Origin of the sequence: Sphaerisporangium rubeum (assembly GCF_014207705.1) — a bacterium.
GTDB classification, from domain to species: domain Bacteria; phylum Actinomycetota; class Actinomycetes; order Streptosporangiales; family Streptosporangiaceae; genus Sphaerisporangium; species Sphaerisporangium rubeum.
In genome coordinates this window covers 1,076,452-1,097,271 of record NZ_JACHIU010000001.1, presented here as the reverse complement: position 1 = coordinate 1,097,271, position 20,820 = coordinate 1,076,452, and the positions used below count along the sequence as shown (strand labels likewise).

At 71.3% G+C, this 20,820-nt stretch carries 19 protein-coding genes; 6 read left to right on the top strand and 13 right to left on the bottom strand.

Features of this window, described 5'->3' with window-relative positions:
* Positions 1-23: 23 nt before the first annotated feature.
* The 9 genes from BJ992_RS04505 to BJ992_RS04465 form a co-directional block, all read right to left on the bottom strand.
* On the bottom strand, positions 24-965 hold the full coding sequence (locus BJ992_RS04505) for a glycosyltransferase (RefSeq protein WP_184978677.1): 942 nt from the start codon (positions 963-965) through the stop codon (positions 24-26).
* Positions 962-2,449: an MFS transporter gene (locus BJ992_RS04500; RefSeq protein WP_184978676.1), complete on the bottom strand. Its 1,488-nt coding sequence runs from the start codon at positions 2,447-2,449 to the stop codon at positions 962-964. Before BJ992_RS04500 ends, BJ992_RS04505 begins: the two co-directional genes overlap by 4 nt.
* Positions 2,392-3,285 (bottom strand): dTDP-4-dehydrorhamnose reductase, encoded by an 894-nt coding sequence (rfbD, locus tag BJ992_RS04495; RefSeq protein ID WP_343072499.1) that lies wholly within the window; start codon positions 3,283-3,285, stop codon positions 2,392-2,394. Before rfbD ends, BJ992_RS04500 begins: the two co-directional genes overlap by 58 nt.
* Complete coding sequence (gene rfbB, locus BJ992_RS04490; protein ID WP_184978675.1) at positions 3,282-4,250, bottom strand: dTDP-glucose 4,6-dehydratase; 969 nt, start codon at positions 4,248-4,250, stop codon at positions 3,282-3,284. Before rfbB ends, rfbD begins: the two co-directional genes overlap by 4 nt.
* The gene (locus BJ992_RS04485) at positions 4,247-5,314 is read right to left on the bottom strand and encodes a glucose-1-phosphate thymidylyltransferase (RefSeq protein ID WP_184978674.1); all 1,068 of its coding nucleotides are present in this window, start codon (positions 5,312-5,314) and stop codon (positions 4,247-4,249) included. The genes rfbB and BJ992_RS04485 overlap by 4 nt, the downstream gene beginning before the upstream one ends.
* Positions 5,314-6,777, bottom strand: a complete 1,464-nt coding sequence (locus BJ992_RS04480) for a sugar transferase (RefSeq protein ID WP_184978673.1) — start codon at positions 6,775-6,777, stop codon at positions 5,314-5,316. Before BJ992_RS04480 ends, BJ992_RS04485 begins: the two co-directional genes overlap by 1 nt.
* Before the next feature lie 342 nt (positions 6,778-7,119).
* Entirely contained in the window at positions 7,120-7,470 is a 351-nt protein-coding gene (locus tag BJ992_RS04475) for a hypothetical protein (RefSeq protein ID WP_184978672.1), read from the bottom strand.
* Between the two features lie 46 nt (positions 7,471-7,516).
* Positions 7,517-8,134, bottom strand: a complete 618-nt coding sequence (locus BJ992_RS34125; protein ID WP_343072498.1) for a GntR family transcriptional regulator — start codon at positions 8,132-8,134, stop codon at positions 7,517-7,519.
* On the bottom strand, positions 8,131-9,075 hold the full coding sequence (locus BJ992_RS04465; protein WP_184978671.1) for an EamA family transporter: 945 nt from the start codon (positions 9,073-9,075) through the stop codon (positions 8,131-8,133). Before BJ992_RS04465 ends, BJ992_RS34125 begins: the two co-directional genes overlap by 4 nt.
* Before the next feature lie 169 nt (positions 9,076-9,244).
* Here BJ992_RS04465 and BJ992_RS04460 point away from each other — a divergent pair, with 169 nt between their 5' ends.
* The 4 genes from BJ992_RS04460 to BJ992_RS04445 all read left to right on the top strand — a co-directional run bounded on the left by BJ992_RS04460 (position 9,245) and on the right by BJ992_RS04445 (position 12,864).
* On the top strand, positions 9,245-11,539 hold the full coding sequence (locus tag BJ992_RS04460) for a sensor histidine kinase (protein WP_184978670.1): 2,295 nt from the start codon (positions 9,245-9,247) through the stop codon (positions 11,537-11,539).
* Positions 11,536-11,904: a DUF742 domain-containing protein gene (locus tag BJ992_RS04455; RefSeq protein WP_184978669.1), complete on the top strand. Its 369-nt coding sequence runs from the start codon at positions 11,536-11,538 to the stop codon at positions 11,902-11,904. The genes BJ992_RS04460 and BJ992_RS04455 overlap by 4 nt, the downstream gene beginning before the upstream one ends.
* A gap of 256 nt (positions 11,905-12,160) precedes the next feature.
* Positions 12,161-12,361, top strand: a complete 201-nt coding sequence (locus BJ992_RS04450) for a DUF5999 family protein (RefSeq protein WP_184978668.1) — start codon at positions 12,161-12,163, stop codon at positions 12,359-12,361.
* Positions 12,362-12,363: 2 nt separating this feature from the next.
* Complete coding sequence (locus BJ992_RS04445) at positions 12,364-12,864, top strand: ATP-binding protein (protein WP_184978667.1); 501 nt, start codon at positions 12,364-12,366, stop codon at positions 12,862-12,864.
* A gap of 21 nt (positions 12,865-12,885) precedes the next feature.
* Here the strand turns inward: BJ992_RS04445 and BJ992_RS04440 are convergent, their stop codons facing one another.
* The 4 genes from BJ992_RS04440 to BJ992_RS04425 form a co-directional block, all read right to left on the bottom strand.
* Positions 12,886-13,314, bottom strand: a complete 429-nt coding sequence (locus tag BJ992_RS04440; RefSeq protein ID WP_184978666.1) for a VOC family protein — start codon at positions 13,312-13,314, stop codon at positions 12,886-12,888.
* Positions 13,315-13,361: 47 nt separating this feature from the next.
* Entirely contained in the window at positions 13,362-13,889 is a 528-nt protein-coding gene (locus BJ992_RS04435) for a pyridoxamine 5'-phosphate oxidase family protein (protein WP_184978665.1), read from the bottom strand.
* A 32-nt stretch (positions 13,890-13,921) separates the two neighbouring features.
* The gene (locus BJ992_RS04430) at positions 13,922-15,337 is read right to left on the bottom strand and encodes an MFS transporter (protein WP_184978664.1); all 1,416 of its coding nucleotides are present in this window, start codon (positions 15,335-15,337) and stop codon (positions 13,922-13,924) included.
* Between the two features lie 141 nt (positions 15,338-15,478).
* Positions 15,479-16,783, bottom strand: coding sequence for a phenylacetate--CoA ligase family protein (locus BJ992_RS04425; protein ID WP_184978663.1), 1,305 nt, complete (start codon positions 16,781-16,783; stop codon positions 15,479-15,481).
* Between the two features lie 379 nt (positions 16,784-17,162).
* Here BJ992_RS04425 and BJ992_RS04420 point away from each other — a divergent pair, with 379 nt between their 5' ends.
* A complete protein-coding gene (locus BJ992_RS04420; protein WP_184978662.1) occupies positions 17,163-18,962 on the top strand; it encodes a glycoside hydrolase family 6 protein in 1,800 nt (599 codons plus the stop codon).
* Between the two features lie 28 nt (positions 18,963-18,990).
* The gene (locus BJ992_RS04415) at positions 18,991-20,775 is read left to right on the top strand and encodes a glycoside hydrolase family 6 protein (protein ID WP_184978661.1); all 1,785 of its coding nucleotides are present in this window, start codon (positions 18,991-18,993) and stop codon (positions 20,773-20,775) included.
* Positions 20,776-20,820 lie beyond the last annotated feature (45 nt).

Sequence of the window (20,820 nt, the reverse complement as noted above, 5' to 3'; positions counted from 1 at the left end):
TCGTCGACATTTCGTTTGGTAGATCAATGGCCCGCGTCCCAGCCGCCGGACCACTTGCCGCGCGCGGCCCACAACTCGGCCCAGTCGCCGCGGCGCGCCATGGGACGTCCCTGGCGGTCGGCGTCCACCCCGGCGGCCCGGCCGCTCATCGCGCCGCGCAGCCACACACCGAACAGCAGGGCCCGCACCCCGGCGCCGCGCAGCCCGCGCGGGAAGTGGCGGCGCACCACGGTGACCTTGCCGGTGAACAGCAGCACCAGCTTGCCGAGGCTGGAGGACGACCTGCCGCCTTCGTGCAGGAAGACGGCCCGGTCGGTCACCATGGGCCGGTATCCGGCGGCCCTGGCGCGCAGGCACAGGTCGGCGTCCTCGCCGTACATGAAGATGCGCGTGTCGAAGCCGCCGGCGGTGTCCCACAGCCGCCGGTCCACCAGCATCAACGCGCCGGTGACGATCGGCACCCGCCGTTCGCCGTCCCACGTCACCGGGGACTCGGGGTCGAACAGCCGGTGGCCGGGGAACGCCGTGGACAGGCCGGTGGCGAAGCACAGCACCGACCAGGGGGTGGGCCGGCCCCACCAGGAGCGGGGGTCCACGGCGCCGTCCCCGGTGACGCACCGGCCGCCGACGATGCCGGCGCCGGGGTTGCGCTCGGCGCACTCCAGCAGCGCCGTGAACGCGTCGGGCCGCACCTCGGCATCGGGGTTCACGAAGACCAGGTAGCGGCCCTTGGCGACCTTGGCGCCGGCGGCGCACCCGTCGGCGAAGCCGCTGTTGACGTCGCGCGCGATGACGTCGGCCCACGGCGCGGCCTCGCGGACCACGCGCACGGTGTCGTCGGGTGAGTCGTTGTCCACGACGATCACCTCGGCGGACAGGCCTTCGGTGGCGCGGCGCACGGCGTCCAGGCAGCGGGTGATGTACGCCGCGCTGCGGTAGGTCAGGATGATCACGGACAGGTTCACCGGCGTGCCTTCCTGAGAAGAGGTATGGCGAGGGCCAGCGCGGCGCACAGCGCCACGGCCATCACCTGGACGGCGGTCTCCGGTCCCCGCGCGGTCCACAACGCGCCGAAGACCCACGAGGCGGCCATGAGGCCGAGCGCCTGGCCGGTCTGCACGACGGCGAGGCCGGTGGCGCGGCGCTCCTCGGGGAGCAGCGGGCCCGCGAGCGCGCTGATGACGCCGTCGGTGGCGGCGTACGCGAGGCCACGCAGCAGCAGGACCGCGACCAGCACGGCGGGCCCTGGCGGCAGCAGGACCAGCAGGTAGCAGACCAGCAACGCGGCGTACCCGCCGGTCACGACCGTGGCGCGGCCGGCGCGGTCGGCGAGCCGGCCGAGCGGCACGGCCCCGGCCAGGTACGCCGCGGCGACCCCCACCGGCAGCAGTGGCAGCCACCCGGTGTCGAGGTCCATGCGCCGCTGGAGCATCAGGTAGAGGAACGAGTCGCTGACCGTGGCGAGCGACAGCGGCAGCGTGGCGAGCAGGACCCGCCGGTACGCGGGGTGGCGCAGCAGCGTGCCTGTGCCGCGCAGCGTGACCTTCGGCCGTGCCTGGAGCGTGGCCGCGCGTCCCGGCTCCTTGACGAACAGCACGAGCACCAGCACGCCGATCACGGCCACGCAGAAGCTGACCACGAACACCGCGTCGTACGCGGCACCGGCAACGGCGACCACGCCGAACGCGACGATCGGCCCGAGCAGCGCACCGGCGGTGTCCATGGCGCGGTGCAGCCCGAAGGCCCTGCCCTGCGCCTCCGGCGGCGCGCTCAGCGAGATCATCGCGTCGCGCGGCGCGGTGCGCAGGCCCTTGCCGGTGCGGTCCAGGCCGATGAACAGGCCGATCAGGGGGACCGAGCGACCCGCGGCGAGGTAGCCGAGCTTGCAGACCGCCGACAGCCCGTACCCGAACCCGGCCACCAGCTTGCGGCGGCTGAACCGGTCGGCGACGTGGCCGCCGACCAGGCGCAGCACCGCCGTCGCACCGGTGTACACCCCGTCGAGCAGGCCGAACAGCATGGGGCTGAGCTGGAGCTGGAAGATCAGGTACAGCGGCAGGACGGCCGTGACCATCTCGGAGGAGATGTCGGTGAACAGGCTCACCATGCCGAGCGCGACGACATTCCCCGCGATCAGGCGACCCGCCTGGCCGCCGGTTCCCGTGCCGTCCCCGGTTCCCGCCTGACCGCCGGACGCCGCCGGATCACCGTCCGCGCCTGTGGCGGTGCCGGGTCCGGTCTCCGCCGGTGTGGCGGGACCGTCGCCGGGTGACGCGCCGGGCCGGCCGTTCTTCCCGGGCAGGCCGTGGCCCGGCGCGCCAGCCGGGGCTTGCTCACCCGCGGGGGACGCGGCCTTGCCGGCGTCGGACCTGCGGGTCTCGGACAGGTACATCAGGTGCGGCCCCCGGCCATCGACGGCCCCTGCCGCGCGTGCCGCATCGACGGCCACGCCGCGTGGAGCGCGTCACGCCAGTGCCGCATGGGGCCGAGCCCGGCCTCGGCCCAGCGGTCGTGGCCGAGCACGCTGTACGCGGGCCGCGCGGCCGGCCGCGGGAACGCGTCGCTCCCCACGGGCCGCACGCGGTCGGGGTCGGCGCCGAGCAGGGTGAAGACCTCACGGGCCAGGTCGTACCACGTGGCGGTGCCGCCGTTGGTGCCATGGTAGACGCCGGGTGCGGCGCCTGACCTCGCGAGCAGCAGGAGCTGAGCGGCGAGGTCCCCGGCCCAGGTCGGCTGGCCGACCTGGTCGGCCACGGCGCCGACGGTCTCGCGCTCGGCCTCCAGCGCGATCATCGTGCTCACGAAGTCGCGGCGCGGCCCGCCGTACAGCCAGGCGGTCCGCACGACGTACCCGGCCCCGGTGGACAGCACGGCGCGCTCGCCGGCGAGCTTGCCGCGGCCGTAGGCGCTGACCGGCGCAGGCGGCGCGTCCTCGGCGTACGGCGTGCGTGCCGTGCCGTCGAAGACGTAGTCGGTGGAGACGTGCACGAGGGTGGCGCCGGCGTCGGCGCAGACCTCGGCGAGGGTGCGCACCGCGTCACCGTTGATCGCCGTGGCGCTCGCCTCGTCGATCTCGGCATCGTCCACGGCGGTCGAGCCGGCGCAGTTGACCACCACGTCGGGCCGGTCGCGGCCGATGACGTCGCGCACGGCGGCGGGGTCGAGCAGGTCGAGGCCGCCGCGGTCGTACGCGGTGAACCGCGGCCCCGAGGGGTCGGCGGCGAGCGCCGCGACCACGGCGTGGCCGAGCATGCCACCCGCGCCGGTGACGAGCGGCCGGTTCACCGCTGTCCCTTGAGCGGCTTCCACCACGACGGGTTGTCGGCGTACCAGCGCACGGTGGAGGCGAGGCCGTCGTCGAACCCGGTCATCGGCGTGTACCCGAGGCCGCGCAGCTTGGTGTCGTCCAGGGAGTACCGCCGGTCGTGGCCCTTGCGGTCGGTGACCCGCTCGACCATGTCCCAGCCGGCCCCGAGCTCGGCGAGGATGCGGCCGGTGAGCTCGATGTTGTCCATCTCGGCCGTGCCGCCGATGTTGTACACCTCGCCGGGCTCGCCGCGCTCGGCGACGAGCTGGATGGCGCGGCAGTGGTCGTCCACGTGCACCCAGTCGCGCACGTTGCCGCCGTCGCCGTACAGCGGGACCTTGCGGCCCTCGATCAGGTTGGTGACGAACAGCGGCACGACCTTTTCGGGGTACTGGTAGGGCCCGTAGTTGTTGCCGCACCTCGTGATCGACACCGGCAGCCCGTGGGTCACCGCGTACGCCTGCGCGATCATGTCGCCGCCGGCCTTGGCCGCCGAGTACGGCGACCGGGGCCGCAGCGGCGCGTCCTCGGCCCAGGAGCCCTCGTCGATGGTGCCGTACACCTCGTCGGTGGACACCTGCACGACCTTGGACACCCCGGCGTCCATGCACGCCTGCAGCACGGTGGTGGTGCCGAGCACGTTGGTGCGCACGAAGTCGGCGGCGCCGTCGATGGACCGGTCGACGTGGGACTCGGCGGCGAAGTGCACCACCACGTCGTGGCCCGGCACGACGTCGGCCAGCAGCGCGCCGTCGCACACGTCGCCGTGGACGAACTCGTAGCGGTCCTCCACCGGCGCGAGGTTGGCGAGATTGCCCGCGTAGGTGAGCTTGTCGAGCACGGTCACCTTGGCCCCGGCGAACGCCGGGTAGCCGCCGGTCAGCACCGTGCGGACATAGTGGGACCCGATGAACCCGGCGCCGCCGGTCACAAGAAGCCTCATGAGCTGATCTGCACCTTGCTGTGATCGCCGAGCACCAGACGGTGTGCTCTGGGGGTGTTGGGAGCGGGCGTGACCTCGACGTCGTGCCCGATCAGGGACGCCTCGATGCGGCGCACCCCGATGATGGACGCGCGGCGCAGCAGGATCGAGTACTCGATCTCGCTGTCCACGATCTGACAATTTTCCGCGACCGAGGTGTAGGGCCCGACGTACGAGTCGCGCACCACCGCGCCGGCCCCGATGACCACCGGCCCGACCACACGCGACCGGACCACCTCGGCGCCGGTCTCGACCACGACCCGGCCGATGATCTCGCACTCGTCGCCGATGACGCCGTGCAGGCCGCGCTCCAGGCCGTCGAGCACCAGCCGGTTGACCTCCAGCATGTCGGTGACGTTGCCGGTGTCCTTCCAGTAACCGGAGATGACCGACGACTCCACGCGCCGGTCCTGGTCGATGAGCCACTGGATCGCGTCGGTGATCTCCAGCTCGCCGCGCCAGGACGGCTTGAGCGAGGCCACCGCGTCGTGGACGTCCGGGGTGAACAGGTAGACACCGACCAGCGCGAGGTCGCTCTTGGGCTCGATCGGCTTCTCCTCCAGCGCGACGACCCGGCCGCGCGCGTCGAGCTCGGCCACGCCGAACTGCCGGGGGTCGGCCACGCGGGTGAGCATGATCTGCGCGGCGGGACGCTCGGCGCGGAAGCGGTCCACGAGCGTCTCGATGCCGCCGACGATGAAGTTGTCGCCGAGGTACATCACGAAGTCGTCGTCACCGAGGTAGTCCCGCGCGATCAGCACGGCGTGGGCCAGGCCGAGCGGCGCGTCCTGCCGCAGGTAGGTGACCTCCAGGCCGAACGCCGAACCGTCGCCGACTGCGGACTCGATCTCCTCGTGGGTGTCGCCGACCACCATGCCGACCTCACGGACCCCGGCCGCCGCGATGGCTTCCAGGCCGTAGAACAGGACGGGCTTGTTCGCGACCGGCACGAGCTGTTTGGCCGATGTGTGGGTGATCGGCCGCAGCCGTGTGCCGGCCCCCCCGGCGAGCACAAGCGCCTTCACTAGTAGGCCCCTCCCCCGTGGACGACGGCCGACCAGGTCTTCCACAGGATCTGCAAATCCAGGATCAGGGACCAGTTCTCCACGTACCGCAGGTCCAGGCGGACCGACTCCTCCCAGCTCAGGTCGGAGCGTCCGCTCACCTGCCACAGGCCCGTCATGCCGGGCTTGACGACGAGGCGGCGGCGCACGTCGGTGCCGTACTGCTCGACCTCGTCGGGCAGGGGGGGACGGGGGCCGACCAGGGACATCTCACCACGAAGGACGTTGAGCAGCTGCGGCAGCTCGTCGAGCGAGTAGCGGCGCAGGAACCCGCCGACCTTGGTGATCCGTGGATCGTTCCGCATTTTGAACAGCACGCCGTCGAATTCGTTGTCGACCAGCAGGTCGACCTTCATTTTCTCCGCGTTCTGGACCATGGTGCGGAACTTGAAGACCTGGAAGGTCCTGCCGTCGCGGCCCACCCGGGTCTGGGTGAACAGCGCGGGGCCCTGGCTGGTGGCGCGGATCAGCACGGCGATGAAGAGCATCGGGAGGGCGAGCACCGCGAGCGCCGCCGTCGCCACGAGCCGGTCGAACAGGCTCTTGACGACCTGGCGGGTGCCGTCGAACTCGGGGTGCTCCACGTGCAGCAGCGGCATGCCGGCGACTGGCCTGATGCTGGTGCGCGGCCCGGCGACGTCCATGAGCGCCGGCGCGACGAACAGCTCGGTGCCTTTGGTCTCGATGCTCCAGGCCAGGCGGCGCAGCGCGGCGCCGTCGAGCTCGGGGCAGGCGAGCACGGCGACGGCGTCCGCGCTGACCTTGTCGGCCACGGCCGCGACGTCGGCGAAGTCGCCGTACACGGGGACGCCGTCGACGTCGAGCCCGTTGCCGGGGAACTGGCCGGGTGGCAGGCACGCCGCGACGACCCGCATGCCGTGGTAAGGCTGGCGCCTGAACTGCATGACCAGGTCGAGCACCGCGGTGCGGTGGCCGACGGCCACCACGCGGCGCAGGTACTCGCCCTCGATGCGCCGCCGGTGCAGCCGCTTGCGCATGCGGAACCGGAACACCAGCGTCAGCACGGTCGCGAGCGGCAGCATCGCCATGACGTAGCTGCGCGCGATCATGGTCTGGGTCGCGTACGCGCCGATGGCGACGGCGGCCGTGACACCCACCCCGCCGTTGAAGACCGCGCGGAACTCCTCGCTGCCCTCGCCGTGGCTCTTCTCGCGGTACACACCGGCGAGCGCCAAGGCGAACGGCCACGCCAGTGCGAGGCCGAAGCCGAACAGCAGCTCCGACCACGGGATGAAGGCCCCCACCCAGAGCCTGAATCCCATGACCGTCTCACAGGCGATCAAGGCGCACGCCATGTCACCCGCCAGAAGAGCCCGCATATAGGAACGTGTCCAAATGCTGGACGCCTTCAGCGGGCCCGCGTCGGGAAGCGTGAACACACGCTCCTCCAGCCCCACCCTCATGCCCACCCCTACCCTGCTCCTGCATCGTCGTGCAGATAACAGACGGCTGTCGCGTCACTTTGGTTGTCACGTTGCTCCGTAACAACACGGGCACGGGTACCCGTTCACATACTAAAGATCATCTTTACCGGACGAAATACCTGGGCAATGGCCACATTCGGCCTAGAACCTCTGGCCAACCTGCTTGACGGAACGGTCCAAATCTGTGTACTCGGCCCCCTGGCGTTACATGTCACGCCATCTCTGACATGCCGGTACGCCGGAGCGGCCTCGCTCGGCGTCGCTCCGCGTCGCTCGAAGGCCACGTGGCGCGGACGGCCCGGGCCACGACGAGTGCGCGGATCAGTCGTATTCGAGGTCCGGCAACGGCGACGGCGGGTCGGGACTGCGCCAGACCACGACGTAGCTGGAGTTCGCCGTCAGGAACGCCTCGCTCAGCCGGTCCAGGTCGAACTCCGGCAGGTAGCGGAGCCTGGCCAGGAAGGTCGCGTCCGTGGCGGACCGCGGCACGACGCAGCCCTGCCCGTCCCGGTCGAGCAGGACGATCAGGATGTCGGACTCGGTGACGCCGCCGACACGGACCTCGACCACGTCCTCCCACGCCAGGGCCTCGACGCTGCCGTCGGCGTAGTGGCGGGTGACGCCTTCTTCGGTGACGTACACATAGGAATCCGGCACAGAGTTGCCGCGCATGGGCGCGATTGTGACGACTCCCGAGCCATCCGTGCAAGAGAAGTGGCTAATCAGCACCCCAGGTGTGATCCAAATGGGCCGCCACGGCACGCCGCGCCACCTCGGCGGGACCGGTGGCGATGGCCCGCAGCAGCCCGAGGTGCTCGGCCACCAGCCGTTCCCTGTCCTGGTAGACGGTGCGCAGCCGCACCAGCCCGAGCCGGGTCTCGGCGGTCAACGTGGCGTACATGCGCTCCAGCCGCGGGCTGCCGACGGCGACGATCAGCGCCTCGTGCAGGGCCATGTGCTCGGCCACGACGTCGGCCCACGGCGCGTCAGGCGGCAGCGCGGCCATGCGCGACAGCGCGCGGTCGGCGGCGGGGACCCGGCTGCCGGCGAGGCTGGTCGCCATCAGGTTCTCCAGGGGACGCCGCACCAGCATCAGGTCAGCGAGGTCGGCGAGGGTGACCTCGGGGACGTACGCGCTGCGGTTGGGCTCGCGCCGCAGCAGTCCCTCGTGCACCAAGGCGGCCAGGGCCTCGCGGACGGTGGGCCGCGCGACGCCGTACCGGCCGGACAGCTCCTGCTCCGGCAGGGCCGTGCCGGGGGCGATCTCGCCGGAGAGCACCCGCCGGCGCAGGTCGGCGGCGAGGGCCTCGACCGTGGAGACAGGGCGGATCTTCACCTCGACGATTCTGCCTCTCCCCGAGCGCCGGTCGGTACCTGAGCGCGTCCGGGGACGGCCACCAGCACCAGTGCGGCGCCGAGGAGCACCAGGCCCGCCAGGGAGACAGGCGCGAGCCGTTCGTGGAGGAGCAGCACCCCGAGCAGCGCGGCCACCGCGGGCTCGGCGAGAGTCAGGGTGGCGGCGCGGGCCACCGGTGTGGCGCGCAGTCCTCTGCCGTACAGATAGGCGGCCAGCGCGGTGGTGACGCAGCCGAGGTAGCCGGCGGCGAGCAGGCCGTTCGGTTCGGCGAGCCAGCCGGTGCCCCGCCACAGCAGCACCGGCAGCATGATCACCGCCGCGCCGCCGAACAGCACCCCCATCACGGCGCCTGAGGGAGCGCCGCCGGTGATGGACCGCGCCGCGACGACGGCGTAGAAGGCGTACAGGAGACCACCGGTCAGCGCGAGCAGCACGCCGAGCGGCTCCGCGCCGGAGGCCTGGCCGCCGGAGACGAGGACCGCGCATCCGGTGACGGCGGCGGCCGTGGCGAGGGTCCAGCGGCGGCCCGGCCGCTCACGGTCCCGCGACCAGGTGAGCAGGCCGGTGAAGACGGGGCCGCTGCCGATGGCGACCACGGTCGCGATCGCCACACCGGTGCGGGTCACGGCGGCGAAGTAGCACAACTGGTACGCGGCGGCCGCGGCCGCCGCGGCGGTCATGCGCGCGGGGCCCGAGCGGATCACGGCGGCCACGTTGGCGAGGCCGGCGAGCACGGCCACCACCGCGCCGCCGACGACGAGGCGGGCCGCGGCGAGCGCGACGGGGTCGGCCGTGCCGCCGAGAGCCAGTGTTCCCGCGGTGCCGGCGGTCCCCCACAACACGGCCGCGGCGACCACGGCGACCGGGCCCGCGGCCGTTCCGCGCGCGGGGATCGGAGCGAGGGGTAGCACGGATGTCATGACATGGATTGTCTGACAACCAGACAGTTATTGCCACTGATTACGTTGACGATCCCACGCAAAATGAGCCGTTTCGTTGCTTCAGGGCACTACCTACGCACGATCCCCGTTGGTAATGTTTCGCCACCGATAACCCGCGTGTAACGATCCGGTTCCCCTGCGAGGTCATATGGGCGGGCAGAGTAGGTCCATCAAGTTCAAGATCCTGACCCTGGTGCTCGTGCCACTGGTCTCCCTCATCGGGATCTGGACGTTCGCCGCCACGATCACCACGCAGGACGGCTTACGGCTCCTGCGGATCAGGACCGTCTACGACAACGTCATCAACCCGGCCCGTGCGGTCACCGCGAACATCCAGCAGGAGCGCTATCTCTCGCTGCTTTACCTCGGATCCTCTTCCTCCGACCGCGGCGAACTCGACGAGCAACGCGCCAGGACCGACCGCTCCAGGGCCGCCTTCGAGCGGCTGGCCCTCACCGACGACGTCCGCGCGATCACCAGCCCTCCGCTGCTCGCGGCCGTGACCGACTTCGTCACCGTCACCCGGCGGCTCCCCGACATCCGCGCACGCGTCGACACGCGCAGCTTCACGCGCATGCTCGCGCTCGACGCCTACCGCCTCATGTCGGACGCGGTGACCCGCATCTACGACAAGAACCAGATCTCCGACGACCCCTCGCTCAGCGAGCCGACCCGGGCCCTCACCCTGCTCGCCCGCAGCCGCGAGCTGATGAACGAACAGGCCGGTCTCCTCGCCGCCGTCGTCGGGCTCGGCGCCATGACCGCCGAGGAGAAGACGTTCTTCACCTCGACGGTGACCAAGCGGCGGCTGCTGTACGACATGGGCTACCAGCTCCTGGACACCGAGCTGCGTAAGCCGTACATCACACTGCAGAGCACCCCGGCGTACACGCGATACGCCTCCATCGAGGACTCGGTCAACTACGAGGTCAAGCCCGGCCGGCCGCTGCCGGGGTCGTCGGCGACCTGGGGATCCACGATCCAGAGCCTCAACATCACCTTCGACCGGCAGGCCGGCATCGCGGCGCAGCAGGTCGCCGACCGCGCCGAGAGCCTCGCCGGCCGGACGCTGTGGCAGGTCGGCACCGTGGCTCTGCTCGGTCTGCTCGGCATCGGCCTGTCGCTGTACGTCTCGGTGCGGTTCGGCCGCCGCATCACCGCCGAGCTGGTCGATCTGCAGCGCGCCGCCTTGGAGCTGGCGCACCACCGGCTCCCCGAGGTCGTACGGCGGCTGCGGCGCGGCGAGGACGTCGACGTGGCGGCCGAGACGCCGCCGATCACCACGAGCGGCACGGCGGAGATCGAGAACGTCGGCCGCGCGTTCACCTCGGTGCAGTCCACCGCGATCGAGGCGGCGGTGGGGCAGGCCGAGATCCGCAAGGGTGTCGGCAAGGTGTTCCTCAACCTCGCGCGGCGCAACCAGTCGCTGCTGCACCGGCAGCTGACCATGCTGGACTCCCTGGAGCAGCGGGTGACCGAACCCGACCTGCTGGAGGACCTGTTCGGCATCGACCACCTCACCACACGCATGCGGCGGCACGCCGAAGGCCTGATCATCATGTCGGGTGCCGTGCCGGGCCGCGGCTGGCGGCACCCGGTGCCGCTTTACGACGTCGTGCGCGCCGCCGTGGAGGAGGTCGAGGACTATCTGCGGGTCCACATCACCATCCCGGAGGACACGGCGCTGAACGGCGCGGCCACCACGGACGTGATCCACCTGCTGGCCGAGCTGGTCGAGAACGCCACGATCTTCTCCCCGCCGCACACCCACGTGGAGGTCCGCGGCGAGGCGGTGGCCAGGGGCTTCGTCATCGAGATCGAGGACCGCGGCCTCGGGCTGAGCCAGGAGGAGGCTGCCGAGATCAACCACCGGCTGTCGGAGCCGCCGGAGTTCGACCTCGCCGACAGCGACCGGCTCGGGCTGTTCGTCGTCGGCCGCCTCGCGGCCCGGCGCGGCATCCGCGTCTCCCTGCGCAACTCGCCGTACGGCGGGACCACCGCGATCGTCCTGATCCCCGACGACCTGGTGACCCCGATCCCGGCGGGTGGCACGCAGAACGGGCAGTACCTCGTCGAGCAGATCACCGCGCTCGAACCCGGCGCGGGGGACGGCCCCCGGCAGGCCGGCGGCGAGGCCTACGTACCGGCGCACCGCGCGCCTGCGGAGGCCGCGTCCGGGGGCTTCTCCGAGAGCGAGACCCTCACCATCGGGGACGACGACGGCCCGGAGAGAAAACGCCGGGCCGGCCTGCCGCAGCGGGTGCGGCAGGCGAGCCTCGCACCGCAGCTCAGGGAGTCGGCGCAGCGGGCCGCCGCCGAACGCCGCACCGCCGCGAGCCTGGAGGAGCGGCAGGCGGAGGAGCCGCAGCCGTCACCTGACGTGTTCTCCTCATTCCGCGCGGGTTGGCAGCGCGCGCGTGACGGGCAGGGGGACGTCTCATGAGTCAAGGTGAGCGCTGGCTGGACGAGGACGCCGGGCCCCTGGTCCGTCCGTACACCGTCACGCGGGGCCGCACCCGGCCCACCGGCCCGGATTTCGACATGATGGCGCTGGTGACCGCCGTCCCCGGGACACGGCCGCGGCACGGGCTCGGTCCCGAGCACATGCGGCTGCTGCGCATGTGCGCCGAGCCGACGTCCGTGGTCGACCTGGCCTCCGACAGCGGCCTGCCGCTGACCGTGACCCGCGTGCTGCTCGGGGATCTGCGCGAACAGCGGCTCGTGTCCGTGCGCACGCCGGCCGGGGTGGCGTCACTGCCTCAGGAACGCATTCTGCGCGAGGTCATCCAGGGCCTGCGCGCCTTGTGATTCCCGCTTTGCCCGTGGGGGTGTCCGGTGCCTGCGCACCGGACACCCCTCCTGCTTTTCCAGCCTGCCGGAGGGTGGCTGAGCAGGGCCGGAGTCACCTGGCCAGCCCTCGGAGGTAAAGGTTTCGTACCCATTTGTGTGCTATGGGTAGCGAAATGGGTAGAAATCCCGTTAGTTGGTATTAGCCGGTCGAGACCGACTCAGAAGTTGGCAAAGACCGGCAGACGCGAAAGCGATCAGATCGAAGGTAACTCCCATGTGTCACCACGAACCTCAATGCCCGCCCGCGCACGCTGTGGACCACGAAGCGGCGTGCATGGTGGCCTTCCACCCCGAGCAGGGCTGGGGCTTGCTGTGCAACGGCGTGGTCGTCTTCGAGGACACTGGCGAGCTGATGCCGGACGGACGCAGCGTGCCGATCCACAAGGCGATGCCGGCCTACGGGCAGGCGGCGTGACCATGTCGGCCACGACGACCGCCACAGGACGGCTCACGACGCCGGCCCGGGTACATCTCGGGGGCCAGAGCCGGCCCGTGCAGCCGGTGCGCTCGGCGTGGCGCGACGGCACGCGTGCCTCCTGGGTGCTGGTCCCCGAACCCACCACGGTGCCGCGCATCCGCAAACGGGTGCGCAGGCAGCTCGCGGAATGGAATGTGCCCGGGTGCGGTGACACCGTCGAACTGCTGGTCAGCGAGACCGTGACCAACGCCATGCGCCACGCGTGGGGTGCGGTCCTCACCCTCACGATCGAGAACGGCACCTGCCGCTGCGAGGTACGCGACACCAACCCCGCCATGCCCGCCGTCTGCCACGCGCACGAAGGCGACGAAGGCGGCCGCGGCATCTACCTGATGGAAGCCCTCGCCGACCGCTGGGGAGCCCGCGCCGAACCCACCGGCAAGGTCGTCTGGTTCGAGGTCACCTGCCGCACCCCGGCACCGACCGACCACGACACCTGACCCCCGGCACCCCTGACGCACTCACCCGACGTCCACGGAGCCGTCCGCGTGGAAGGGGAAAGCCCCCCAGGCGATCTCCCACAGGTAGCCGTCCGGATCGGTGAAGTAGCCCGAGTAGCCTCCCCAGTGCGTGTCGGCCGCCGGTTTGACGATTTCGGCCCCGGCGCGGCGCGCCTGCTCCAGCACCTCGTCGACCTCGTGACGTTCTCGTACGTTGTGCGCGATGGTGATGCCGGTGAACGTCGAACGCGGCCCGTCCCACCCCGGCCCCACGTCGTCGGCGAGATCGGCGTAGGGATAGAGCGCCAGCACCACCCCCGAGGTGCGGAAGAACACGATCCCTTCCTCCGGTTCGCGGGTGGTCGGCAGCCCGAGACCGTCACGGTAGAACGCGTGCGACCGCCGGAGGTCGGACACCCCCAGTGTGATCAGTGAGATCCGAGGTTCCATCCCCCGAGTATGGCCACCGACGGCGACATTCCCGCGTGCGCGGCGGTTCAGGACGCGTTCGGCGCCACCTTGTCGGGGTCGCCGGCGTAGACGACCATCCAGTGGGGCTCCAGGCGGTAGTACACGACGTCGCCCCAGCCGGTGGGGGACTCGCCGTAGTGAGCGATCAGGTGGGCCTTGACCTCGTCCCAGGTGGGGTCGGCGGGGCCATCCTCGGGGTTGAGGAGGTGTGCGGTGCCGTGGGTGAAGACGCCGATCTCCTCGCCGCGCAGGTAGGCGGCGCTCACCGCGGGACGGGCTCGCAGGTGGCGGGCCTTGGCGGCGGTGGCGGAGGTGCCGAAGATCCACTTGCCGTGCAGGAAGTGGCCGTCGACGCCGCTGATCCGCGGCTCACCGCTCGCCGTCACGGTCGAGAGGGCCAGCGTGCACATGCCGTTGAGGATCTCGGTGAGCCGCCGCGCCGGGATGGTGCGCTCCCCGGGGGTGATGATCGATCTCAGGTGCGCGGTGGAACTCGCCAATGAGGCGTCGAGCAGGGCCTGGAGCCGGTCCAGCTCCGCTTCGGTCTCGAACATGCCACCCACTATGGCGGACGCCGCCGACAATCTCAGGAGGCCGGCGCGCGGCCGGCGCGTGCGGACAGCAGCCACGCGGCCGGCAGGGTCACCAGGACGGCGACCGCCACGCCGAGCATGGCGTAGGAACCGGCGGCGACCACCACCCCGGCGACCATGGTGCCGGTGGCGCCGCAGACGTTCATGATCAGGTCGGACAGGCCCTGCGCGGACGGCCGGTGGTCGATGCCGACCGACTCGCTGAGCAGCGCCGAGCCGGCGACCAGGCCGCAGGACCAGCCGGTGCCGAGCAGGAAAAGGCCGAGACTGAGCAGCGCGACGTCACCCGGCGCGGCCGAGGCGGCGATCGCGGCGGCGAGCAGGAGCTGGCACAACCCGATGACGAGGACGGGGATGGCGCCGGCGCGGTCGGCCAGCCAGCCGACCAGCGGCGAGAAGACGTACATGCCGGCGATGTGCGCGCTCAGCACGATCCCGATGATCGACAGACCGGCGTCGCCGTGGTCGAGATGGACCGGTGTCATCGACATGATCGACACCATGGCGGTGTGGCTCGCCGCGATGGCCACCAGCGCACGCCGCGCGTCCGGCGTCTCCCGCACGACCCGCCACGACCCGCGCAACGTCCGCTTCGGCCGTACCGCCGCGCCACCGCGGCCGTCCTGCGTACCGGGACCGTCCGCTGTGCCGAGACCCCCGGCGACGCCGCCGTCCGAGGCGCCGGAGCCGTCCGAGATGTGGGGGCCGGTCGAGATGCGAGGGCCGGTCGAGGTGCCGGTGTTTCCCGCGGTGCCACGGGCCACCAGGAGCGGGTCGGGACGTAGGCCGGCGACCACGATCACGGCGGCCACGGTGAACGTCACGGCGGCCAGCGCGAAGGGGCCCTCCTCACGGCCGAGTCCGAGCGCGACGGCGGCCTGCTCCGCCGGGCCCGCGAGGTTCGGGCCGGTCACCGACCCGATCGTCGCGGCCCAGACCACCAGGGAAAGATGACGTCCCGCGTACCCGGGTGGCGACAGATCGGTCGCCGAGTAACGCGCCGCGAGATTACCCGCGCTCGCTCCCCCGGCCAGCACCAGCCCGGCGAGCAGCAGCGGCCACGACCTGATGGCGATCGCCGCCACGCAGATCACGCAGCCGAGCACCGCCAGCCCGTACGCGAGCAGCAGCCCCGTCCGCCGTCCCGACCGGTTCGCGGCCTGCGCCGCGGGTATCGCGAGCAGCGCGGCCCCGAGCACCGTCGCCGTCCCGGCGAACCCGCTGATCGCCACCGACCCCGAGATGTCCGCCACCAGAAGGGAACTGACCGCCGCGCCGGTCGCCACCCCGATCCCGCCGGCGACCTGTGCCGCCGACAGCACCCCGAGCGTCCGCCGCTGGAGCCGCCGCAGGTCCGGCCGTTCGTTCTTGTGCGGGGCGACGGTGGCAGGCACGGAATCCGGGGTCACGAGTGAAGTGTGCCATCACTCCTGTTTTCCACCCCAACGGGTTTTCCGCCGGCCCGAGCCCCCGGCAACGGGTTTTCCGCCGACCTGGGCCCTCGGCAGTCGCGGACACGCCGCACCGTGACCCCGGATTCCGGCCCAGGGTCAGCAGCGCAGGACGGCCGCGTCCCAGTCCTCGTCCGGGCCGAACAGCCGGCGCGGCTTCATCGCGTCCAGACGGCCGGTCAGCAGCTCGGCCGGGACCAGCGTGCCAGGCGGGACCGGCTCCACCGTGGCGGGGACGTCCAGCAGCTCCTCGATGATCGCCAGCAGACCGCTCACCGCGTCCGCCGCGTGCTCATGCTCCACCTCGATCTGCACGACCAGCCGTTCGGGATGCGCCTTGGCCCGCCAGAACAGCACGCCGAGCCCGGCAGGCAGGCGGTAGACGGCCTCCTCGACCTGCCGCACCGACAGGCTCCGTCCCGCCACCTCGTTGCCGTGCGAGATCCGGCCGAGCACCCGGATGGTCGGCAGGTACCACCCGCACGCGCACTCGTCGTAGTGGATCTCCACGTGGTCGCCGAGGTCGTACCGGATCAGCGGCATGGCCTCCTGGTACAGCGGCGTCACCACGAGCTGCCCCGACCCCTCGCGCGCGAACGCACCGGTCTCCGCGTCGTACACCTCAGGCAGCAGCCGGTCGGCCCAGAAATGCATCACCCCCGCCGGACAGGTCCCGGCCACCGAGCCGACCTCCGTGGACCCGTACACGTCGAGCACCGGCGTGCCACCCCACACCTCGCTGATCCGCGCACGCCGTGCCGGGCTGAGCGGCTCACCGGCGGTGTAGAAGGCCCGTAAGGAAGGAAAGTCCGTCTCGGTGCGGTACCCGGCCAGCCTGGCCCCCGCGGCCCACACCAGCACCTCACTAGGCGTCGACCACGTCAGGGTGACGTCGAGGTCGTGCAGCGCACGAACCACGCGCGAGTACGGCGACGCGAGCGACCGGCAGTCGCTGGGGATCACCGTGGCCCCGACGGCGAGTCCCGCCTGGTGCGCGAGGTGACCGGCCATCACCAGCGCGTACGGGATGCGCACCAGCAAGGTGTCGTCCGCCGTCATCGGGATCGAGTTCCGCAGGAACCGGTCGACCAGCTCGTCCCACTCCTGCGCCGTGTAGTACGTCGGAGTGGGTGTCGCGGCGCCGCTGGTCCCGCTGGACTCGTGATAGGTGGCGAGTCGCGCCTTCGGCACCGCCAGCATGCCGAACGGATAACTGTCCCGCAGATCGTCCTTGGAGGTCATCGGCAACCCGTCGAGCTCCGTGACCGGCCGTCCCCCGAACCGCTCCCGATAGAACGGAGACCTGCCGACCTGCTCGAACACCATGTGAAGCTGCTTGTCCTGCGCCGCACGCAACTGGTCGAAACCCGTCCAGTACCCGGCCGCCGGCAGTTCCTCGCTCATGAGCCCCTCCTCACCGATCATCCGAATCTCTCACCGCGCAGCGAACCGCCACATCTCCCGTGATGCGCACCTGACCTCTCCCAAGCCCGTGACCGATGATGGGGACACCGCCACCGATGACCTGCCGCCGGGCTGAATCTTTCAATGGGTTGTGCACCGCCATCAGGTCGCCACACGGCGTTTGCCGAGGTTCCGAGTCGATTCGGTCAGGCCGTTGTCCCCTTTGTCGTCCATCACAGAAGGTGAGGGCCGGCGTCGTTCTGTACGCGTCGCCGGGGTGTGCCGCACCGTGAAGTCACCGGCGTCCGGACGGACGGTGCCGCGGCCGTCGGACGGGGACGGCGGACCATCGGTTCATCGATCATGGAGTTGATCGTCCATGGGGCTTGCTCAGACCCCGCGCAACCTCCTCACCGTCCTCATGGCCGCGGTGCTCGCGGCGGTGGGGCTCGTGGCCGGCACCTCTGTGCGTGCCGACGCCGCGGTGAGCTGCGAGGTCACGTACTCCACCACCACGTGGGGGTCGGGCTCCGGCGGTCTCACCGCGTCGATCGCCGTCAGGAACACCGGTGAACCCCTGCCGCGCTGGACGCTGACCTTCACGTTCCCGGGGAGCCAGCGGCTCACCCAGGGCTGGTCGGCGAACTGGACCCAGAACGGCCGTCGCGTCAGCGCGACGAGCCCGGCCTGGAGCGGCACCATCGCGACCGGCGGGTCGTTCACGATCGGCTTCAACGCCACCTGGACCGGGAGCAACCCGCCTCCGACGGACTTCGCGCTCAACGGCGTGCCATGCCGGATCATCCTGATCCCGAGCCCCACACCGACCCCCACACCGACACCGACACCGAGCCCCACACCGACACCGACACCGACACCGAGCCCGACGCCGACGCCGACGCCTGACGTGCCGGTCGACAATCCCTTCGCCGGGGTGGCGGGGTACGTCAACCAGGACTGGACGGCCAACGTCGAGAGCTCCGCCGTGGCGGCCGGCGGGTCCGCCGCCGACAGCATGCGGCGTCTGAAGTCGGTGTCCACGGCGGTCTGGCTGGACAGCATCGCCAAGGTCACCGGCGGCCCGGGAGTCACCCGAGGCCTCGCGGCGCACCTGGACGCCGCCGTGGCGCAGGGAGCCGGCTACGTCACACTGGTGCTGTACAACCTGCCGGACAAGGACTGCCTGAACCTCGTCTCCCCGGCCGAACTGCACTGGCAGGACAACGGCCTCAACCGGTACAGGACCGAGTTCGTCGACGCGATCACCGCCGTCGTCTCCCAGCCCAAGTACGCGCGGCTGCGTGTCGCCGCGATCGTCGAGCCCCGTTCGCTGGTCGACCTCATCACAGGGAACCACTACGTGTCGTGCGTCCAGGCCGGGCAGTCCGGCGCGTACACGCAAGGCATCCGGTACGCACTGGACCGCCTGTCGCCGCTGCCGAACGTCTACACCTACCTCGACGCCGGCCACGCGGGGTGGATCGGCTGGGACGCCAACTTCGGCGCGCTCGCCGACCTGATCGCGTCCGTGGTGCGGGACACCGCGGCGGGAGCGGCGAGCGTGGACGGCATCGCGACCAACGTCGCCGACTACGTCCCCACCGAGGAGCCCTACCTGACCGACCCGTACGCCATGATCGGCGGCTCCCCGGTCCGCTCGGCGAGGTTCTACGAATGGAACCCGTACTTCGACGAACGCGACTACGCGACGGCGATGCGCGGCGCGCTGATCCAGCGGGGCCTGTCCTCCGCCATCGGCGCGGTGATCGACACCTCACGCAACGGCTGGGGCGGGCCGGACCGTCCGGGCTCCCCCGGCGTCGGCGGCACCGTGGACGAGTACGTCGACGGCGGCCGCCTCGACCGGCGTCCCTACCGCTTCAGCTGGTGCAACCAGAAGGGTGCGGGCCTCGGCAGCCGGCCGGTCGCGAACCCGTTCCCCGGCGTCGACGCGCTGTTGTGGATCAAGCCGCCTGGCGAGTCGGACGGCGCCGGCGGCCCGCTGCTGCCCCCGGAGTCCGACCGCCTCGTGGACCGCATGTGCGACCCGTCCGCGAACAACCGGTTCAACCCCGCTGTGCCGACCAACGCGCTGCCGAACGCGCCGATGTACGGAGACTGGCACCACGACCAGTTCGCCGCACTGGTGGCCAACGCCTACCCCCCGGCTGCCGGCTGACCGGCCGCGCTTCAGGAGAGGATCCCGGATGGGTCCCTGGAACAGCCGCTCCCCGTGGTACCGCGTCCTGGTCCTGCCGGTGGCCTTCCTGCTCGCCGTCACCGGCCTGTCCGCCGCCGCGTCGGCCGCCGCGTCGTGCGAGGCCACCTACACCGTGCAGCAGTGGGGCACCACCGGTTCAGGTGGCTTCGTCGCCTCCTTGGCGGTGCGGAACACCGGCGACTCGCTATGGGGCTGGACGGTGGCCTTCACCTTCCCCGGGCCCCCGGGAAGCCAGACGATCCAGAACGGCTGGAACGCGCAGTGGATCCAGTCCGGCACCCAGGTGACGGCGCTGAGCCAGTCGTACACCCAGCCACCGAACCACGTCCTCAACGCCGGCGCGACCATGGTCCTCGGCTTCACCGCCACGTGGCAAGGCGCCAATCCCCACCCCACGGCCTTCACCCTCAACGGCGTGACCTGCCGCACCATCGTCACCGCCACCCCGACGCCGACCCCCACGCCGATCCCGACGCCGACCGTGAAGACCCCCGTCAACCCGTTCCTCGGCGGGACCGGCTACGTGAACCCCGACTGGACCGCCAACGCACTGCGGTCCGCCTCCATAGTGCGCTCCGGCACGGGGAACAACCAGCTCGAACTGCGCATCTACGCGGTGGCGGGCACCCCGACCGCCGTGTGGCTGGACCGCATCGCCAAGGTGACCGGCCCCTACAGCTCCCGGACGCTGGTGGACCACCTGGAAGGAGCCCTGCAGCAGCGTGCGACGTACGTGACCTTCGTGCTGTACGACCTGCCGTACCGCGACTGCACGAGCCCCGCAGGCGGGGGTGAGCTCGGATCACCCGACGGCCTCGGCAGGTACCGGGCCGAGTTCATCGACCCGATCACCGAGATCGTCTCCCGGCCCCGCTACCAGGGCCTGCGTGTCGTCTTCGTCGTCGAGCCGCGGTCGCTGGCCTCGCTGGCCGTCGCGCCGTTCCAGCCGACCGCGATGTGCCAGACGGCCGAGGCGAGCGGGGTCTACACCGACGGCATCCGGTACGCCGTGGACCGCCTCGGCCCGCTCCCCAACGTCTGGCTGTACCTGGACGCCGGGGTCTCCCACTGGATCGGCTACGACACGGTCTTCCCGGGCTTCGCCGACCGGATCGCCGCGACGGTGCGCGGCACCGCGCGCGGTATGTCGGCCGTGACCGGCTTCGCCCTCAACGTCGCCGACTACGTACCGCTGGACGAGACCTTCCTGCCGGACCCCTACCGCCTGGTCGGCGGACAACCGGTGCACAGCAGCAGGTTCTACGACCGGAACCCCGTCTTCGACGAGGGCGACTTCTCCACGGCGCTGCTCAACGCCATGACCAGCCGGGGTTTCCCCTCCTCGGTCGGCATGATCGTCGACACCTCACGCAACGGCTGGGGTGGGACCTACCGTCCGAGGGCACCCTCGACGTCGACCCAGGTCGACACGCATGTCGACCAGGCCAGGATCGACCGGCGCACCTACCGCCACAACTTCTGCAACCAGGCCGGCGCGGGTCTCGGCGAGCGGCCGAGACCCGTGTCCCCGAACAACTACCACGCCTTACTGTGGATCAAGCCACCCGGCGAGTCCGACGGTCTCAGCCGGCCACCCATCCTGGACGTGGACGACCCGAACGCGCGCTTCGACGTGATGTGCAGCCCCACGGCGTACGGCCGCATCAACCCCGCCGAGCGCACCGGAGCGCTCTACGAGGCCCCGGCACCGGGGCAGTGGCACCATGACCAGTTCACCATGCTGGTGACCAACGCCTATCCCCCGATCTGACCCCCGGCCGGGCCGCTCCGAGCGGCCCGGCCCCGCGTTCCGGCC

Bases quoted from the DNA above. Each gene is read 5' to 3' on its own strand.
- rfbB (WP_184978675.1), bottom strand. From the start codon at position 4,250: ATGAGGCTTCTTGTGACCGGCGGCGCCGGGTTCATCGGGTCCCACTAT.
- BJ992_RS04480 (WP_184978673.1), bottom strand. From the start codon at position 6,777: ATGAGGGTGGGGCTGGAGGAGCGTGTGTTCACGCTTCCCGACGCGGGC.
- BJ992_RS04475 (WP_184978672.1), bottom strand. From the start codon at position 7,470: ATGCGCGGCAACTCTGTGCCGGATTCCTATGTGTACGTCACCGAAGAA.
- BJ992_RS04465 (WP_184978671.1), bottom strand. From the start codon at position 9,075: ATGACATCCGTGCTACCCCTCGCTCCGATCCCCGCGCGCGGAACGGCC.
- BJ992_RS04460 (WP_184978670.1), top strand. From the start codon at position 9,245: ATGGGCGGGCAGAGTAGGTCCATCAAGTTCAAGATCCTGACCCTGGTG.
- BJ992_RS04455 (WP_184978669.1), top strand. From the start codon at position 11,536: ATGAGTCAAGGTGAGCGCTGGCTGGACGAGGACGCCGGGCCCCTGGTC.
- BJ992_RS04450 (WP_184978668.1), top strand. From the start codon at position 12,161: ATGTGTCACCACGAACCTCAATGCCCGCCCGCGCACGCTGTGGACCAC.
- BJ992_RS04445 (WP_184978667.1), top strand. From the start codon at position 12,364: ATGTCGGCCACGACGACCGCCACAGGACGGCTCACGACGCCGGCCCGG.
- BJ992_RS04440 (WP_184978666.1), bottom strand. From the start codon at position 13,314: ATGGAACCTCGGATCTCACTGATCACACTGGGGGTGTCCGACCTCCGG.
- BJ992_RS04435 (WP_184978665.1), bottom strand. From the start codon at position 13,889: ATGTTCGAGACCGAAGCGGAGCTGGACCGGCTCCAGGCCCTGCTCGAC.
- BJ992_RS04425 (WP_184978663.1), bottom strand. From the start codon at position 16,783: ATGAGCGAGGAACTGCCGGCGGCCGGGTACTGGACGGGTTTCGACCAG.
- BJ992_RS04420 (WP_184978662.1), top strand. From the start codon at position 17,163: ATGGGGCTTGCTCAGACCCCGCGCAACCTCCTCACCGTCCTCATGGCC.
- BJ992_RS04415 (WP_184978661.1), top strand. From the start codon at position 18,991: ATGGGTCCCTGGAACAGCCGCTCCCCGTGGTACCGCGTCCTGGTCCTG.